The sequence below is a fragment of the Cryobacterium sp. Y62 genome (assembly GCF_002929785.1).
Taxonomy (GTDB): domain Bacteria; phylum Actinomycetota; class Actinomycetes; order Actinomycetales; family Microbacteriaceae; genus Cryobacterium.
The window spans coordinates 13,345-31,607 of record NZ_PJJK01000079.1 but is presented as its reverse complement, the minus strand read 5'-3'; the positions used below and the strand labels follow the sequence as shown (position 1 = coordinate 31,607).

Genomic DNA, 18,263 nt, shown 5'->3' with positions numbered 1-18,263 from the left:
TGCTGCGGTCATGCTGATCTCGACTTTCAGTGATCCCTCATTTTAAGAGGGCCCACTGTCCGAGATATCCGCGGCAGGTCAAACTGTGTTGGAAAAGCAACAAGCGTCGTTCTTGTCGGCCTCGACCAACATTGCCGCAGATCTTGACGTCGTGAGATCCCCACCCTTGGTAGCGACAGCGCATGTGAACCGCCCCGACCTGTCGAGCGGAAACGCCCTAGAAGAGGCACGCTCAATACTCAACGAGATGATCGCCGCCAACGCCATTGAGTCTCTCCAGGTCGACGGCCGACGATCCGATTGGGTCCAAACCGGCATCTCTCTTCATGCCAGCCTCGACAATTGCCTGTTCTGCGGCGGGGCAATCACCCCAGATCGGCGGCAGGAGCTCGACGCTCATTTCGACGCGGCCGTGGAAAATATGCAGAGGCACATCGACGATCTCATTCGGCAGCTCAGCGAGTCATCACTCAACGCCGAAAGACATCTCGCCGACCTCCCACGTAGACAAGACTTGTACGCCGAAGCGGTCGTCCTGTTTGATGCAGCTAGGACCGCGTACGCGAGCGAGCTCGCGACGTACCAGTCAGAAATTGGCGATGTCATTCGCCTTCTGCGCGAGAAGCGATCCAACCCATTCAAAGCATTCCAAACGGATCGTGACTACACGATGGTGCCACCGAGCACTGCACCCATCGAGAACGCTTTGACGGCTCACAACGCACGAAGCGCCTCACATACCTCAAGCGTGTCCGAGGCGGCGCGCCGCTTGGAGCTCCGATACATCGCAGACATCGCGGACAAAGTCGCCGACCAAATATCTTCGGCCGATACGTCAGCCTCTCGACTCGCAGAGCTGGACACGGTGCAGACTGACACGGATCGCCGCATTACCGCGCTCACAAATTTGGATGCTAACCCGACGCCTTTAGCGGAAGAACTAACCCAGTCGCTCGCTCGACTCCTCGGGCGCGACGAACTTTCCTTCACCACGGGGCCGGACCCAAGAACTTATCGCATCGAAAGAGCCGGTGAGCCGGCTACCGCACTGAGTGAGGGAGAGAGAACCTGCATCGCACTTCTCCACTTTCTAGCGCGGCTGCGTTCCAGCTCTATTGTCGCGTCGAAACCTATCGTGATTGTCGATGACCCGGTATCGAGCCTCGACCACAACGTGATGTTTGGAATTTCCTCGCACCTTTGGTCAGAGATCGCGGTCAAGATGTCCGTGAGTCAGATCTTCGTCCTGACGCACAGTTTCGAGATGTTCCGGCAGTGGCTCATTCAAATTGACGGCGCCAAGAGGAGAATCGGCGCAAGCACTGTTCACGAACTTCGCATTCGGAACCGGCTTGTGGGGGGAGCCGCCGCTAGGGTGCCCGTCTTCGAGCAATGGCCGCTAAAAGACGCCGGACGTCTCAGATCTCGATACCACTACCTTTTTGCTCAAGTAGGCAAGGCCGTAACGGTTTCCACGGCGGACACAAGTCTCATGGAGCAACTAGACGTCTTGGCATTGGCACCGAATACAGCGCGTCGGATGCTTGAAGCATTTCTCAGCTTTAAGTTCCCAAAGCACGTGGGTAACTTTGACGGCTCCATGCGAGAAGCCCTTAACGCTGTAGAAGACGGCCCCATTAAAACACGTATTGTTCGCTACGTTCACGCGTATTCGCACAACGAGGACGCCGACATTGGCAGGCCCCTTGAACCAAACGAAGCAACACCGGTGCTGCAATCGATCTTTGAACTCATGCACGTTCTTGATCCAAACCATTACGCGTCGATGTGCGAAACGCTTGGACTCAGCCCGGATACCCTCCGAGGGGTCTGATGGTTCGTTGATCAGGTCGGACAATAGCGGTCGATTGGCGCGCCCGGACATTGATAGTCGTGACTGATCACCGAAGACGTGTTGAGCCCCCCCGATTCCGCGCCGCCGTTCTGATGCGCACATGCGTCTGGCGGCCACCCGGCTCGCGTGATCGCGGAACCACATTGAGCGCAGACTTTGTGTGCTTACAACTCGCTATCGCCGATCCGGAAATCCGAGACGTTTTCAAGCACGTGGCTCGACACCATCCACGGGTTCTTCTTTTTGCCCCGGATCTCGATAAGCGCGCCGCCCTCAATCTCGTTCGTTACGGTAAATGTGTCCCCGATGTGGAGCCACAACCCCTTGCCCCCGTCTGCGTCTGCAGAAATCGTGAAGACCGTGGACGTCACCGACTTTGACAGCGCGAACTTTTGCTTGGCCACGTCGAACGCGAGACCGGCACCCTTCTTGACAGCGGGACCCACGATTGCAACGGCAGTGCCGCCGACCAGGACTCCGCCCGCGACGACGTAAAGCCCGAGCTTGACCGGCCCGTCGGCTGACTTCGCGAGCTCGACCATCGTTTGGTACGCCCCAAGATTGCTCTTCGCCATGCTGTTCCCCCGTCGATCATGAATCATCGCGAGCTTAGCAGCGCGGGAATCTCGGCCCATCATTCATCAGATATTGCTGGCAATCTCTCAATCCCCGACCGCGTGCGAGCTGCATCTGACGACCGCGAACCCGGAGGTGCAGCCATCGCAGAGCGGCCGCCGACAATCAGTCCGCCGTTGCCGCGATGCCGCCCCGTCGGCGACCGCGGCCGACGTCAGTGGCACGGCAGTTCGCGACTGTGACCTCCCCCGCAATAAAGCTGCTCGGCTGATCGCCTGCCAATATGGTCAGATGCGTAACTGGCGGTCATTGACGGATATCGACTTTGAAGAACTTGCAGCTGATCTTCTCGCGGCTGAACTCGAACGACCGGTCGAGCGATTTGGTCGTGGCGCTGACGGCGGCGTGGATCTGCGTTGGGTCGAGGTAGGTGGCGGCGTCGGAATCGCGCAATGCAAGCACTATATCGATTCCACATTTGCTCAGTTGCTAGCCTCGTCGAAGAAGGAGGGCGCAAAAGTCGACAAGCTGAAGCCTTTTCGATACCTCTTCGCTACTTCCCAGACCCTCACTCTGAATCAGAAAAATCAAATCAAAGGTGCCCTTCCTGTTTGGATTAAGTCGGCGAAAGACGTGCTCTCCGGCTCGGATCTTGATCAGATGCTGGACCGGCACAAGGTTGTGGAGCGCAAACATATCAAACTGTGGCTCTCAACCGGAACTGAGCTTTTCTGGGCAAGCCACGCTGATCTCCTCAATCGATCCGAGGCACTCCGCCACCGAATCGACCGGACAATCAAGCAATACGCCGGCACTAAAGCTTTCGAAGAGGCTAGTGACATTCTCGATCGCGAAAAGGTCTGTCTAATCGCTGGACAGCCTGGCATCGGCAAAACGGTACTCTCGCACATGCTCCTGGCCGACCATATGACGCGTGGTTTCGAGATTGTCGAAGTCTCGAGCGATATCAACGAAGCGTGGGCATCTCTCGACGCTGAGCGCCCCCAAGTATTCGTCTACGACGACTTTTTGGGGCAACTATCGTTCTCAGAGCGACTGGGTAAGAATGAAGACGCTCGGCTTGCAGACTTCATTGATCGAGTTCGCGAGATGAAATCAAAACGTTTGATCCTCACAACTCGTGAGTACATCCTCCGCGATGCTGCTCGGTCCTACTTTCGGATGGATGCGATCAATCGACGAGGAAAATACCTTCTCGAACTCGGTGACTACAGCAGAGATGACAAGGCACGGATACTTTACAACCACCTCTGGCGATCGACCGTCGACCGCTCGGCCTTGCTGGAATTGGCTGGCGGGGAATGGCGACGCATTGTCGATCATCCCAACTACAGTCCTCGATTGATCGAGTACGGCGTTCGTATCGCAGCACCATACGAATCCGGACGCTCTTGGATTGATCATTTTGTCGCTGCCTTAGATAATCCAGCGAGCTTATGGACGCAAAGTTTCGACGCGCATTTGACCGAGGCGGAACGAGTGCTTCTCTACGTGCTTGCATCATTCGGGACATCGGTCGAGTTATCCGCGCTGCGGATTGCGCACCGGCGCCTATGCGATGAGCTCACGATTCCTTGGTCGCCCACGAACTTCCGGCGCGCACTCGAAACCATGGAAGGAACCTACCTTGAATTCAATAAAGATCACAGGGGCGTCGCGGTGGCATTCGACAATCCCTCGATTGTCGACTTCGTGCTCAATGAGCTTCGACGCGATCCGGAATTGCAGGCGGACCTACTGCGAGCGGCGACCCACTTTGAGCAACTGGAGAGACTCTGGTCCCGGTCGGCCTCATCGGTCACTGTTCTCGATCAGAAGGCGTCGAGCCGGATTCGGGGAAGAGTCTTGCACGAGTCGGGGAAAAAGACCTTTGCCAAAGCAATTGCGCGGACCTTTTCCGCGCAGCCCTTGCAGTCGCGAATGAATTACTACGACTCGACTAGTCAAAGTCGCGAAGAGCGCTTCGCGTTCATATGCGCGCTCCCGGTCGAGTGGCAACCGAAGCCTGACTGGTTCAGTAAGGCGGCAAAGACCTTAGTAAAGCGTTGGGAGCGTGCAACGGGCGATAAGGCCAAGGCCTATGAACTCATCTTCGGGCCTCGTTCGGTCCGCACTCTATTCCCCAAGCGAGCTGAATCCGCCTTGAAATCATGGATCAAAAGCACTCTTTCGGAAACTGAAGACTGGGTGGTACTCGGCAAGCTCCTCGATCTGGATGGCGCCTACCCCTACGATCAAACCTTCGCCGATGAATTTCGGGATCATGTCGCTGCGGAACTCGAAAGGTGGGACCCGTCACCTCCCTCCCTCGACGAATTAAGCGCCCTGAGCGAATGTTTTGATACCTCGGATCTTTATGAAGATCTTGAGGAAGCCAGGCAGAAAGATATAGCGCGAGACGACGAGGCAGCGGACGAAGCCAAGGACTGGCGACGTAGCGTCACGAGAGCACATGGAGACGAACGGGACGAATCCATCGAGAGATACTTCGATCACTTTTAAAGGGGTAGTTGCTATCCACTCAGTAGCCAAATAGTTCTGCCGCAACTGCCTGGGCCTAGCCAATACCGCAACTAGCCGTTCCTGAACATGCATCGACGACATGCGATCAGGTAAATCCGGAAGTCACGATCATCGGCCCAAACCCGTCTGGAACTCAAGATGATCAAGGTTTCCGACATAATCTGCTTTCGTTTGCGGCTGATCCCGAATACAAACAAGCTCGGAGTCGCCGCCGGCTCTTCGTTAGGTGGCGCTAGCCGATCTGGTCGATTCCAGTCCACTCGGAATCGAACGCGCTGCGCACCTACCGGCTTGTCCGCCTTGATCGCGAGCGTGAGCGAAACGCTGTGATGAGGCTTTCCGCACGATTGCAGGCTGTGACGTAGAAGCTAGCTACAAAACTGAGCCGCGATGTTCTGGTGGCCGAATCCCCGATATTGCCGTCTGGGTGCCGCTCAAGAAGGTGCAGCATTGACACCGGATTCGCGTGGACAATGGAGCTGCACATTCTCCATGCCTCTAGGCCCGACACCGGGCTGAGGGGAGGACGATCTTCATCCTCCACCCTGTGCTTCAGATCGACCACACGTATGACAGCGGACGACAGCACTGCCTTTTCGAATGCGCCTTGAGAGCTCCCTCGCAGAGCAGTGTGCCGAGACTCAGCTTCAGCATGTAGATCATCGTGAGAAGCGCTGGGGCCGGCGACGAGGGTGCTCCACATCGTTCGATCGGATGCAATGTTTTGTCTATAGATCCTCAATGTACGACTCGCCGCTTCCTGTTCGTCACGAGCATCGAGAATCCATAGGCCAAGGGAGGATGCTTCAATGGCGGATCGAATCATCGAGTACAACGCGAATGGCGGTAAGGACTTCCGGAGCGTCAACTCGACCTGTTGAAGATTATCGGCGGCGACCAGCGCGAATGTGCGTGCAAGTTGGGACGTTTCAAAGGGGCGAGTACGGCTGTCAACCCGCCCCAGCCAGCTGTCTGGCACTGGATCCTCCAGTCGCTTGGATTGCTGGACGATTCGAAGTAGCACTGGTCGCACACTGTCGAGAAGTGATTCGGCCGCCTGCTCTAGAGCGAGTCCCTCACGAGTGTCGAGCAGCCTGACTGACTCCATGGCAGGTGGAATCAACGAAGCCACACACACTGCCAATGTGAGGTCGGGGCAAAATAGCCATCTCCGTTCGTTCTTTGTAATTCCCCATCGCATGAGCCCTGATGGCACACACATCGCAGGTTGGTTTTGTCTCAACACCGTACCGCAGGCAAAGCCGGTGCGGTGCCGACTCTGATGGCCTCTTGCCGGTCGAGGCCGAAGGGACCCCTTAGATAGTCCACGAGTCCGCCGCGGTCCGGATAAACTGCCGAAAAATATAATCCTTTGCTCTCCAAATAGGCGCGGATCGCGGGTTTTGCGCTGGCCATTATCCGGAGCGAAAAAACTGGAACTAGATTCGCCTCGTTTTGTGTTGTGCGGACATCGTGACGTGAAGGAAGACCAACTATCGAGGTTGCGCGCGTGATCTCTGCCACACGCCAGTCGTGGGTCACCCCCGCAGAAAGGACCCTCGCCACAGTAGGCGTAACTAGCGGCGCCGCCTCGAGAAGGAAACCCGCTCTTTGCGCTCGCATGCGATCGCTGAGTGCAGGTGGAAACCAGGACCAGGTCCTTGAGCCTGTTCCCCATCCGACGCGGCCTCTCTCCTCATCCGTCGTCCACGAATGCCAAAACGGCGCATCGTCCCGCGCGGGAAGGTCGTCGTTTGGCTTGGAAACTTGTCTTGCTGACGTTCGAACGGATCGCCCCCACGCAACCACTCGGCCGTCTTTGTCATCAAGATCCGGGTTCGCCTCGATCGCGAACCATGCTGCAATTTCTGGGTCTAGAGTGGCGTCGAGAAGTCGCGTTGGGGCACCAGAGTGTTGCATATCAGCAAAAAATTTCATCGCGGGAGCGGTGAGCTCGCCCCATTTGTGAGCATGTTCCATCCCTGTCACTTCTGCTGCAATTAGTCGATCCTCCGATGCTCGCTCGGACGCTTCAACCTTGCGGTAAAGCGAGCTGTGGACGGACCATGATGCATTTTGCTGACCTCGCCAGACCAACCGGTGCATATGATGCTGCGTCTGAATCGCGGACAGCGCCTTTAGGAGCGAGCGCACGTCGGTAATCTCGACCGAGTGCTCGTCGAAAAATGCCTCTGCAGAACGAGAGGGTCGGGGATCAGTTCTTTGCTCGCGGTTACGCAGCACGAGTTGAGCAGGAGAATACAGTGCGGGGACCGAAACCGACTCGCTCAGAAGCTTCACGTTAACAAGAAGTTGTTGCCAGTATTGCTCTGGCACGGCCGAGCTGGAGGCTGCAGTCAGGCTGCGCTGAAGGCTGGCCAGTGCTTCTGTCGGCATAGCTCCTGAAACTGCGCTCGTCAGCCTTGCAAGAGCGTCAGTTGAGATGGTCTGACGCCCAGCTGCGGCAACTGCACTCGCAAGGCCTTCAATAGCCTCTGAAGGGATCGAGACTCGTGGAAATGAATCCGTAAGTTGCGTGCGTGTGCAATCGAGCAAGTGCGATTGAATCGAGCTGGAACGCAGTTCTAGCCCCGAGCACCGATGCCGATAAGCGGGGTTGGTCATCCGTCTCGCGAAGAGCGGCGACACTAGTGTCCGCATCTTCAGGGACAGATTTATCACTAGCTGACGAACTCGAATGGGCGCCAGGATCACTCACAGGATGGGAGTCATTGCTCATCCTTTGACGCTACACAAGTTAGCGCCGCTGGCTGACACGGAACTCATGGCGACATTCTGAGGCTTGCTTATGCAATATCTATTAATTTGCATTAATCCTATTAACATCGCACACCGACTGCAGTCTCCTGACTTACGCGGCTGTCCTCGAACGAGTGAAGTCCGGTGCTCACAGCCAAGCCTCGCAAGTCCGAGTGCGTCTCGCAGAGACGTAGCCGCCACTTACTCACATTCAGCTCGACATGAGCGAATACGATGGTCGCTCCCACGCTCCTACCGACTTTGGCTGGATGTCGACCTTCGCGGATACATGGCGCAGAGGTGCCCGACCCTCAATTCCGCCGACGATACGCGGAACAAAACGCCATCGCACCCGTAACTGCTTAAAGAGAATGACCGCTCTGCTCACTCACCTTGGTAGCCAATCTCGCACGGCCTAGGAATCAGCTCTTGTCTCATTTCCGGTCGACAGTTGCGTATGCGCGAACCCGCGAACTGTGGCCCAAATGTCTCATGAGACGCGCCGATGCAACATAAGCCGGGGCACGTCACCCGTTTCATCGCGGAGCAGACCCTTGAGGCGAAGCATGACTTGGGACATGGCATTCTCTTTTCTGGTGAGCGGGACGGTACAGGGGCAGTGCGTTCAGAATCCGGCCTGTAGAACAACCAGCCCGGGAAAAACAGCGAAAAGTACGGTCATCGGCAAAATCAGAAAAACCAGCGGCACGAGCATGGCTACTTCCTTCTTACCGGCCATCTCGAGCAGCGAGCGTTTGGTCTGGTCGCGGGAATCCTGTGCCTGCGCCCGTAACACCTCGGCGATCGGCGAGCCCCGGTCGAGGGCACCGGTGACCTGATCGACAAACCGGGTCACCTCCGGCAACTGGATACTTCGCGACAGCGCCGAGAGCGCCACCCCGATTGGCACTCCCGAGTGCACCTCGGTGATCACCCCCGCAAATTCTCGCGATAGCTCCCCCGAGCTCGTGCGGGACACCCGCCTGATCGAATCCAGGATGCCTTCCCCCGCCGACAGCGACAGGGTGAGAAATTCGAGAATGGTTGGCAACTCGCTGCGCATGCGGGCTAACCGGGCGGTGGCGGCACGCTGCAGCAGCCAGTCCCGCAGCACGGCACCGCCGATTGCCACTATGAATGGCACCACCAAGCGCGCCGGCCATGGAAGTTCCGGAAGGGTGACGATGGTCACCACCGTGCCGGCGGCAAAGGCAAGAAGCGCCCAGACCAGTTGCACCGAGCGAAACTCCAGGGTGGTCTTCGCCGAGCCCGACTGATGGAGGCGTCGCGCGATGGTCTCGCTGCCGCCGAGCAGGTTCGACAACCCGCGGGTGAGCGCCCCGAACAGCGGCGCGAACAGGCTGCCCAGCACCGGAATCGGATTGACGGTTCGCCGGGCGACGATGCTGCGGGCTTCACCGGAGACGTCAAGAATGTACGGCACGACCCGATCGATCAGACGAGGCCGGGTCAGCCGCGGCGTCAGGCTCACGAGCGACCACAGCCCAACGCCGAGACCACTTCCGCAGAGCACGGCCCAGCCCAGTGCGGCGCTCACCGGCCGCACCCGCCAGCTACGCGAACCATCGGCGTTCCTCCGGCAACCGGCCGAGCGCGAGCATGACGCGGTACGCGACGATCGACAGGGCCAGTCCGCTCGCGATCACGACGACCCCGGCCGGCGAGTTGTAGGCCACGGCGGCTTCCGGGCGGGACGCGAGCAGCACCAGGATGATCCACGGTGCGGCCACCCCCAGTCTGGCCGCGTTGACGACCCAGGACTGGCGCGCCTCCACCTCGAGCCGCACCGCGGCATCCTGCCGCAGCCAGGCTGCGAGGCTGCGCAGCACCACCGTGAGGTCGCTTCCGCCCACCTCCCGGGCCATACGGAGGGTTTCCAAAATGCGATCGGCGACCGGATCGGCTAGGGAGCGTTTGAGTTCGTCGATGCAGTAGCTGAAATTGCCGGTGGCCCGGTACTCCCGCTCAAACTGGGCGAAAGCCGTGCGGGTGGCGACCGGTCCGGCCTGGGCGAGGCTGCTCACACTGTCGGGCAGGGCCAGCCCGGAGCGCAGCGCCGACACCAGATGGTCGACGACATCGGGCCAAACCGTGCGGTTGGCCCGGCGCCGGGCCGTGGCCCGCCAGGAGACGATCAGCCACGGCAGCAGCACTCCGACCAGTCCGGCGACGGCGCTCAGCGCCTGCACGGCGAACAGGCCGTGCATCAGGGCAGCGGATGCCACACCCACGATCGTGGACACCGCCAGGAACGCCGACACCGGCACCGACCGCAGCCCGCCCTGAACCAGGCGCACCCGCATCCGCTCCCTGGCGCCCGCTCGGCCCCCCACGGATGCAGCTCCGGCCGGCCAGAGAAACGGCGCAAGCAGCAGCACGAGCCCACTCCCGAGCAGACACCCCAGCACGAGAGTCATGCGGCACCCTGTCGCAGAACCTGTGCCGGGTCGACGCCGGCCGCACGAAACTTGGCGAGCTTGGTGGGGTGCGAGCCGGTCGGCTCGAGGTGTCCGTGCGGGGACAGAAACAGGGGGCTCGCCTCGATCGTCGAGCCGGCCAATTGACCGCTCGGCGCAATGATCTCGGTGACCCGGCGACGGCCGTGCTGGTCGATCTCACAGTGCACCACGATGTCGATGCAGCCGGCCACCGTCGGCAGCACGAAGGAGGAGTCGATGTTGCGCCCGGCCAGCAGCGGCAGGGTGCAGAGCTTGGCCAGCGCATCCCGCGCGCTGTTGGCGTGAATGGAGCACATTCCGGGAAGTCCGCTATTCAAAGCAATCAGCAGGTCAAGGCTTTCAGCCTCGCGCACCTCGCCGACGACCAGCCGGTCAGGCCGCATGCGCAGGGATTCCTTGATCAGGCGGCGCAGGGTGATCTCGCCGGTGCCCTCAAGGCTTGGCTGCCGGCACTGCATCGCAACGACGTCGCGGGCCGACAGATCGAGTTCGAAGGTCTCTTCAACCGTCACGATGCGCTCACCCGGCCGAGTCGACGAGAGCAAGGCGTTCAGCATCGTGGTCTTACCGGTTTGGGTGGCGCCGGACACCAGAATGTTCTGGCCGCCCAGCACGCAGATCCGCAGAAAATCGGCTGCCTGCTGGGTAAGCGAGCCGAGCCCGACGAGCTGGTTCAAATCGCGAATGCGCCGGGTGAACTTACGAATGTTCACCGCCCAATATTTTCGTGTTATATCCGGGATAACGACGTGCAACCGGGAACCGTCGGGCAACGAGGCGTCGACGAACGGCGACGAGAGGTCGACGCGGCGACCGGAGGCCTGCAGCATCCGCTCAACGAGGTCGCGCACGTCCTGCTCGCCGAGCAGCAGCGTGGTCAGCTCTGGGACCCCGTCGCGGGCGACGAAGACCAGGGTTGGACCATTGATCCAAATCTCTTCGATCTCCGGATCATCCAGAAACGGCTGTAACACTCCGAAACCGGTCAGCGCCGCCACAACTTCGCGGGCGGCCTGGTGCTCGTCGGCGATCATCGGCGCGAGCCCGCTTAGCGCCCGCTCGCTGTACCGGCGCAGTTCGTCGCGCACGTACTGCTCGACCAGCGCGTTATTCGCCGCCAGGTCGACGCCCTCGCAGCGCACTCGCGATCGCACTTGCTCTGTGATGATACGAACGGCTTCGGTCATTCCCGTATGATGGCCCCATTTGCCGTTCTGCGTAAAAGTTATCCACAGGGCTTGTTTTTAGGTGCCTCGAACCCCAAAAATGGTCGCAACGGATGCCGGGCATCCGTTGCGACCATCAGCGATAGACCCAGCGTCAGCGGGCTGACCAGCCGCCATCCATCGTGTAGCTCGACCCAGTGACCATGGCAGCGTCATCGGAGGCGAGCCAGGCCACGAGCGACCCGACCTCGTTCGGTTCAACCAATCGTTTAATGGCGCTTTCGGTGAGCATGATCTTGCTGAGCACCTCGGCCTCCGGGATACCGTGCACCAGGGCCTGGTCGGTGATCTGCTTCTCGACCAGGGGGGTGCGCACGTAGCCGGGGGCCACGCAGTTGCTCGTGACTCCGTGCGCTCCGCCCTCGAGGGCGGTGACCTTGGACAGGCCTTCGAGCCCGTGTTTGGCCGACACATAGGCACTCTTGAACGGCGAGGCGCGAATGCCGTGCACCGAGGTCACATTGATGATACGCCCGAAGTTCGCCGCGTACATCTGCGGCAATACGGCCCGAATCAGCAGGAACGGGGCCTCCAGCATGAGTGTGAGAATGTTGTGAAAATCGGCCGGCTTGAAGTCTTGAATCGGATTGATCCGTTGAATACCGGCGTTATTGACCAGAATGTCGACGCCGTCCAGCGCCCTAGCAAGAGCGTCGTCGGTCAGGGCCTCGGCAGCCATCAGGTTGACGGTCCAGATCGACCCGCCGACCTCCGCGGCCAGGGCGGTCGCCCCCGCCGTGTCGATGTCGGCGACGACGACGTGCGCTCCCCGGGCAGCGAGCGCTCGAACGACAGCCGCCCCGATTCCGCTCGCCCCGCCGGTAACGAGGGCGCGACGACCGGCGAGGGGCTGGCCCGGGGTTTGAGCGAAGAGTGCGCTAGCGCCGACGGCGACGGTGAGATCAGTCATTTGGTTCCTTTTGGTTTCGCGATCGCTGCAGGGTGGGTCGGTCAGAGGCGGTGCACCCACGAAGTCCCGCCTCTGACCGACCCAATGAGTCGAGCCTGGTCAGTTGCCAGTGTCGACGGGCTCGAGACCGTGCTTGCGGGCGTCTACGGCGTCGACCTCGCGCAGCGATGCTCCCTTGGTTTCCTTGAGGGTGACGACGGCAACCACTGTGATCGCGCAGGCGATCATGATGTAGATCGCAACCGGAACCCAGGAGTTGTATTCCTGGAGCAGCGCAGAGGCGATGATCGGTGCCATCGAACCAGCCAGAATCGAGGTGACCTGGTAGCCGAGCGATACCCCCGAGTAGCGCATCCGGGTCGGGAACATTTCGCTCATGATCGCGGGCTGGCCCGCATACATCAGGGCGTGGAAGCAGAGCCCGACCGTGACGGCGAGAATGATGAGCACCGGGTTCAGCGTGTCGAACATGGGGAAGGCAAAGAACGCCCAGCTGGCACCGAGCACGGCACCGGCGAGATAGACGGTCTTGCGGCCGAGACGATCGGAGAGCCGGCCTACCTGCGGGATCACGATGAAGTGCACGATGTGGGCGATGAGCAGGGCAATCAGCAGCTGGCCCGTGTCATACTCGTGCACCGTCTTCAGATACACGATCGAGAAACTCACGATGATGTAATACAGGATGTTCTCGGCGAAGCGCAGACCCATGGCTCCGAGGATTCCCTTGGGGTACTTCTTCACGACCTCGAGCACGCCGTAGTTGACAACCTTCTCGGCTTCGACCTGCGCGCGGGCTTCCAGAAAAATTGGGGCTTCGCTGACCTGGGTGCGAATGTAGTACCCGATCACGACGATGATCGCGGAGAGCCAGAACGCCACGCGCCAGCCCCAGCTGAGGAACTGCTCGGGCGGAAGGACCGCGGTCATGGTCAGCAGCACAAGGGTGGCGAGCAGGTTTCCCACCGGAACGGCGGCCTGCGGCCAGCTCGACCAGAAGCCACGCGACGCGTTCGGGCTGTGCTCGGCGACGAGCAGAACGGCACCGCCCCATTCACCACCGAGCGCGAAGCCCTGGATGAAGCGGAGGGCCACGAGCAGCGCGGGGGCCCAGTAGCCGATAGTGTCGAAACCGGGCAGGCAGCCCATCAGGAAGGTAGCGGCACCAACCATGATGATCGTCACCTGCAGCGTGTGCTTGCGCCCGAGTTTGTCACCGATCTGGCCGAACACGATGCCACCCAGAGGCCGGGCGATGAACCCGACGGCGTAGGTGACGAAGGCGGCGATAATGCCGTCCAGCTCACTGCCGACGTTCGGAAAGAAGACCGTGCCGAAGACCAGGCTCGCGGCCGTGGCGTAGAGGAAGAACTCGTACCATTCCACGACGGTTCCGACCATGGAGGCGGCGACGATCTTCTTGAGGCCGGACTTTTTGGTTTCGCTCCCGGCGGTTGGCGTTGCCGTACCGGAACCGGCAGCCCCAACGCGTTGATTGACACTCATTGTCTGTCTCCTTTGTGTCGTCAATGACACGTACTGTGAGGTGAGAAGTGCGGCGATGTGAACTCGGTCGCCTGGCAGAAGCACGACCTGACCGAGTATTCCCGCAGAATGGCCGGGCAACAAGAGCCAAAATGACAGAGGGCGTGTGCATAATTGCAGATATGACCTTTGAACCGGCTGTCACCGACCCACACCCCGATGATCTGCTGATCTTTCTGGCCGTTGCCCGCACCGGGCGCTTCACGACCGCCGCCGAGGGCCTGGGCATCAATCACACCACGGTAGCCCGGCGGATCGCCGCTCTGGAGAAGGCGCTCGACGGTCGTCTGTTGGCCCGCGCGACCGGCGGCTGGGAGCTGACCGAGCTCGGCCACCGAGCCCTGACTGCGGCCGAAGGCGTCGAATCGGCGCTCACCCTGCTACGCAGCTCCGAGACGGACTCCCCGCAGCTGTCCGGGGTGGTGCGAATGTCAGCCACCGACGGCTTCAGCGCGTACATCGCCGCGCCGGCCGTGGCAGCGCTGCAGCGACGGCATCCGCTGCTGTGTGTTGAAGTCGTCACCGTGACACGTCGAGCCCTGCAGCACCGCTCCGGACTGGATATCGAGATCGTCGTCGGTGAGCCGCAGGTACACCGGGCCGAATCAATCCTGCTCGGCTACTACCATCTCGGCATGTATGCCTCCCGGCAGTACCTGGCCGAGCACGGCACTCCGACGACGGTGGAGGAGTTGACGCAGCATCCGCTCGTCTATTTTGTGGATTCGATGCTGCAGGTCGACGATCTCGACACGCCGAGGCGGCTGGTACCGCAGATGCGGGAGTCACTCAGCTCGACAAACGTCTTCGTGCATGTCGAGGGCACCAGGGCTGGCGCTGGAATCGGCTTTTTACCCTGTTTCATGGCTGATCAGCACGCTGATCTGGTGCGTGTGCTGCCGCAGATTTTTCAGGAGCGACTGCCGTACTGGATGGTGTTGCGCACCGAATCGCTGCGGCTGCCAGCCGTGGCGGCACTGGTGGGCGCCCTGCGGGCCCAGGTGGAGTCGTATGCCGCGGCGTTGCTCGGTCACGACAACCAACGAGATCCTGCCGCGCAGCTGGCCATCTAGACTAGGAACACACCGGCGGGAGTGGTGGAATTGGCAGACACGCAGGATTTAGGTTCCTGTGCTTTCGAGCGTGGGGGTTCAAGTCCCCTCTCCCGCACACGGTCGTCGGGCGTTGATCCCCCAGAATTCAGGGGCATAGCGGCCGGGCAACTTCTCACGATTGCGCGTTACTCTGAACCCGGTATCCGCTGCACTCACCCGATAATTGCCCGCCGCCAACTGGAGTTCCCTGCATGAATCCCACCGCACTGATTCCCTGGCTCGACCCGACCCAGATCATCGAATTGGCCGGTCCGTGGGCGCTGCTTGTCGTCTGCGCCATCGTCTTCGCGGAGACCGGATTGCTCGTCGGGTTTCTCCTCCCCGGAGACACGCTGTTGATCATCACCGGCCTACTCGCGTTCCCCGCAGCGGGCGTGATTCAGATCGACATCTGGTGGGTCGCACTGGCCATCGGCTTTGCGGCATTTCTCGGCGGCGAGGTCGGCTACCTCATCGGGCACAAGTTCGGCCCGCGCGTCTTCGAACGCAAGGAATCCGGCCTGTTCAGCATCAAGAACGTCGACCGCACTAATGCATTCTTTGTGCGTTTCGGCGGAGTCGCCGTCATCGTGGCCCGGTTTGTACCGATTGTACGCACCTTTGCCCCAGTTGCCGCCGGCGTCGGCCACATGGACTACCGCAAGTACACCCTGTACAACCTGATCGGTGCTCTGCTCTGGGGAACCGGGCTGACCTTTGCCGGCTATTTTCTCGGCTATATCCCGCCGGTCGCCGACTTTGTGACAACCTACATCGACCTGATCCTGATTGGCGCTGTCGTGATCACCCTGATCCCGACGGTCTACCACTACGTGCAGTCGGTCGTGAAGGCCCGCCGTCTGCGTGACCAGCCCACCACGGCCACCGGCAGCCACATGCTCGACCCCGACACGTTCAACACGAACCACTCCGGCCGGCACGAGGTCTGATCAGCGCGGTCTGAACAGCTCAGCGGTGCTGTCGGTCTTCGTGCTCGGCGTGCTCGGCCGGTTCCAGTTGGAAGGTGGAGTGTGCGACATCGAAATGCTTCGCCAGACACCCCGACAGCTCATCGAGCAGGGTGTCGGTGCCAGCAGCGAGCACCGTCGGCTCGACGACGACGTGGGCGGTGAACACGTGCGCGCCGCTGGTGATGGCCCAAACGTGCACATCGTGTACGGCGACGACGCCGGTGGTACCGAGCAAATGGAGCCGAATCTCAGACACGTCCGTGTCAGCCGGCGTTGACTGGCTGAACACCCGCACGACGTCGCGCAGCAAGAAGTAGGCGCGCGGCACGATCATTCCGGCTATGACCAGCGAGGCGACAGCATCCGCTTGTACAAAACCGGTCGAGAGGATGACGATGGCCGCGACGATCACAGCCACCGACCCGAGAGCGTCACCAAGCACCTCGAGGTAGGCGCCACGCATGTTGATCGACCCGGCTGCGGCCGGACGCAGCAGCACCATAGCAGCCACGTTCGCGGCGAGACCGATGATCGCGACGACGAGCATGGGAGTGCCGAGCACCTCCGTGTCGCTCGAGTGCACAAGCCGCAGAACTGCCGAAACGGAGACGACAGCGGCCACAACGAGCAGGATCAGACCATTGATGAGCGCGCCGAACACTTCAGCGCGCTGAAAGCCGAAGGTGGCCCGGTCCGTGGCCGGTCGGGCCGCGACCAGAGTGGCGGTCAACGCGACGATGAGCCCGAACAGATCGGAGAGCATGTGCCCGGCGTCGGCCAGCAGGGCGAGCGAGCCGGTCAGCCAGGCGCCCAGCACCTCAAGCACCAGCACGGAGCCCACGATGCCGATGGCGATCGACAAACGCCTCCGGTTCGATCCGGTACCGTGCGAGTGATCGTGATCATGACCCATGGCACAAGGTTAGGGCCGTAGCGGGCTGCTCGCCAGCCGCCCGGTGAGTTGCCGGTTAATCAGCTGCCGAGCACCTCGCGCAATACCGGAACGAGACCCTCGAAGGCGATCGCCCGATGGCTGATCTGGTTCTTCACGTGCGCCGAGAGTTCGGCGGCCGAGATGGCATAGCCATCGGGCAGAAAGATCGGGTCGTAACCGAATCCGTTCTTGCCGGCCGGTTCGAACAGAAGCTGCCCCGGCCATTCGCCGGTCACGGCACGTTCGCTGCCGTCGGGCAGCGCGAGTGCCGCCACGCAGGTGAAGTGGGCGTCGCGGTGCTGCTCGGGAACGTCGCTGAGTTGCCAAAGTAACAGTCGCAGGTTCTCGCCAGCGTCTTTGGCCGGGCCAGACCAGCGCGCAGAGAATATACCGGGCGCTCCGCCGAGAATGTCGACACAGATGCCGGAATCGTCGGCAATGGCCGGCAGCCCGGTGTGCGCCGCAGCAGCACGAGCTTTGATCAAGGCATTCTCGGTGAAACTGACGCCGTCCTCGACCGGTTCGGGGCCGTCGTAGGCGAGCACCTCAACGCCCGGAAGCTGTGGGGCCAGGATGCGCCGCAGCTCTTCGACTTTGTGGGCGTTGTGAGTGGCAAGAACGATCTGCACGCTTCAGTTCCCCAGTGCGCTGGTCTGAAAATCGGTCAAGGTGATGGCGCCCTTCAGGGCAAGATCGAGCAGCGTGTCCAGTTCATTGCGGTCGAACGGTGCCGCCTCGGCGGTGCCCTGCACCTCGACGAACTTGCCTCGACCGGTCACGACCACATTCATGTCCGTGTCGGCGCGCACATCTTCGGTGTAGGCCAGATCGAGCATGGGGACGCCGCCAATGATGCCGACCGACACGGCCGAGACGCTGTCGATGAGCGGCTGCGCCTTCTGCGAGATGAACTTCTTGCTGCGACCCCACTCGAGGGCGTCTGCGAGGGCAACGTAAGCACCCGTGATGGCCGCGGTGCGGGTGCCACCGTCGGCCTGCAGTACGTCACAGTCGAGCACCAGAGTGTTCTCGCCCAGCGCCTTCATATCGACGACAGCGCGTAGGCTGCGGCCGATCAAGCGGCTGATCTCGTGGGTGCGGCCGCCGATCTTGCCCTTGACCGATTCGCGGTCCATGCGACTATTGGTCGAGCGCGGCAGCATCGAATACTCGGCAGTGACCCAGCCCTTGCCCTTGCCGCTCATCCAGCGCGGAACGCCATTGGTGAACGATGCCGTGCACAGCACCTTGGTGCGCCCGAAGGAGATCAGTGCAGACCCTTCGGCTTGGTCGCTCCAGCCGCGCTCGATCGTGATCGGGCGAAGTTCGTCGTTGGTGCGCCCGTCGGCGCGCAGGGTTTCGATCACG

At 60.9% G+C, this 18,263-nt stretch carries 14 protein-coding genes and 1 tRNA gene; 5 read left to right on the top strand and 10 right to left on the bottom strand.

All coding sequences use genetic code 11. The features are described 5' to 3' along the window. Positions 1-85: 85 nt before the first annotated feature. A complete protein-coding gene (locus tag CXY71_RS03325) occupies positions 86-1,834 on the top strand; it encodes an AAA family ATPase (protein ID WP_158252959.1) in 1,749 nt (582 codons plus the stop codon). A 185-nt stretch (positions 1,835-2,019) separates the two neighbouring features. Here the strand turns inward: CXY71_RS03325 and CXY71_RS03320 are convergent, their stop codons facing one another. Further along, entirely contained in the window at positions 2,020-2,430 is a 411-nt protein-coding gene (locus CXY71_RS03320; RefSeq protein WP_146072733.1) for a hypothetical protein, read from the bottom strand. A 73-nt stretch (positions 2,431-2,503) separates the two neighbouring features. Between CXY71_RS03320 and CXY71_RS03315 the strand changes: the two genes are divergently transcribed. After that, positions 2,504-4,954, top strand: a complete 2,451-nt coding sequence (locus tag CXY71_RS03315) for a hypothetical protein (protein ID WP_146072732.1) — start codon at positions 2,504-2,506, stop codon at positions 4,952-4,954. 1,260 nt (positions 4,955-6,214) lie between these two features. Here the strand turns inward: CXY71_RS03315 and CXY71_RS03310 are convergent. From CXY71_RS03310 to CXY71_RS03285, 6 genes are all read right to left on the bottom strand, one after another. Continuing rightward, entirely contained in the window at positions 6,215-7,372 is a 1,158-nt protein-coding gene (locus CXY71_RS03310) for an FRG domain-containing protein (RefSeq protein ID WP_158252958.1), read from the bottom strand. Between the two features lie 988 nt (positions 7,373-8,360). Further along, positions 8,361-9,293, bottom strand: coding sequence for a type II secretion system F family protein (locus CXY71_RS03305; protein WP_104134273.1), 933 nt, complete (start codon positions 9,291-9,293; stop codon positions 8,361-8,363). A 16-nt stretch (positions 9,294-9,309) separates the two neighbouring features. After that, positions 9,310-10,173: a type II secretion system F family protein gene (locus tag CXY71_RS03300; protein ID WP_104134264.1), complete on the bottom strand. Its 864-nt coding sequence runs from the start codon at positions 10,171-10,173 to the stop codon at positions 9,310-9,312. Then, entirely contained in the window at positions 10,170-11,402 is a 1,233-nt protein-coding gene (locus CXY71_RS03295) for a CpaF family protein (RefSeq protein ID WP_104134263.1), read from the bottom strand. The genes CXY71_RS03300 and CXY71_RS03295 overlap by 4 nt, the downstream gene beginning before the upstream one ends. A 133-nt stretch (positions 11,403-11,535) precedes the next feature. Continuing rightward, positions 11,536-12,351, bottom strand: coding sequence for a 3-hydroxybutyrate dehydrogenase (locus CXY71_RS03290; protein WP_104134262.1), 816 nt, complete (start codon positions 12,349-12,351; stop codon positions 11,536-11,538). Between the two features lie 99 nt (positions 12,352-12,450). After that, positions 12,451-13,857, bottom strand: coding sequence for an MFS transporter (locus tag CXY71_RS03285; protein WP_104134261.1), 1,407 nt, complete (start codon positions 13,855-13,857; stop codon positions 12,451-12,453). A gap of 161 nt (positions 13,858-14,018) precedes the next feature. On the opposite strand from CXY71_RS03285, the gene CXY71_RS03280 reads away from it, so the two are divergent. From CXY71_RS03280 to CXY71_RS03270, 3 genes are all read left to right on the top strand, one after another. Continuing rightward, positions 14,019-14,969 (top strand): LysR family transcriptional regulator, encoded by a 951-nt coding sequence (locus CXY71_RS03280; RefSeq protein ID WP_199184193.1) that lies wholly within the window; start codon positions 14,019-14,021, stop codon positions 14,967-14,969. 15 nt (positions 14,970-14,984) lie between these two features. Further along, a tRNA-Leu gene (locus CXY71_RS03275) sits at positions 14,985-15,066 on the top strand. A 136-nt stretch (positions 15,067-15,202) separates the two neighbouring features. Further along, complete coding sequence (locus tag CXY71_RS03270) at positions 15,203-15,940, top strand: DedA family protein (RefSeq protein ID WP_104134259.1); 738 nt, start codon at positions 15,203-15,205, stop codon at positions 15,938-15,940. A gap of 19 nt (positions 15,941-15,959) precedes the next feature. Here the strand turns inward: CXY71_RS03270 and CXY71_RS03265 are convergent, their stop codons facing one another. From CXY71_RS03265 to rph, 3 genes are read right to left on the bottom strand one after another with little or no spacing between them, the layout of a single operon-like run. Further along, the gene (locus CXY71_RS03265) at positions 15,960-16,874 is read right to left on the bottom strand and encodes a cation diffusion facilitator family transporter (RefSeq protein WP_104134258.1); all 915 of its coding nucleotides are present in this window, start codon (positions 16,872-16,874) and stop codon (positions 15,960-15,962) included. A gap of 59 nt (positions 16,875-16,933) precedes the next feature. Beyond that, positions 16,934-17,524, bottom strand: coding sequence for an RdgB/HAM1 family non-canonical purine NTP pyrophosphatase (rdgB, locus tag CXY71_RS03260; protein WP_104134257.1), 591 nt, complete (start codon positions 17,522-17,524; stop codon positions 16,934-16,936). A gap of 3 nt (positions 17,525-17,527) precedes the next feature. Then, positions 17,528-18,262, bottom strand: coding sequence for a ribonuclease PH (gene rph, locus CXY71_RS03255; protein WP_104134256.1), 735 nt, complete (start codon positions 18,260-18,262; stop codon positions 17,528-17,530). Position 18,263 lies beyond the last annotated feature (1 nt).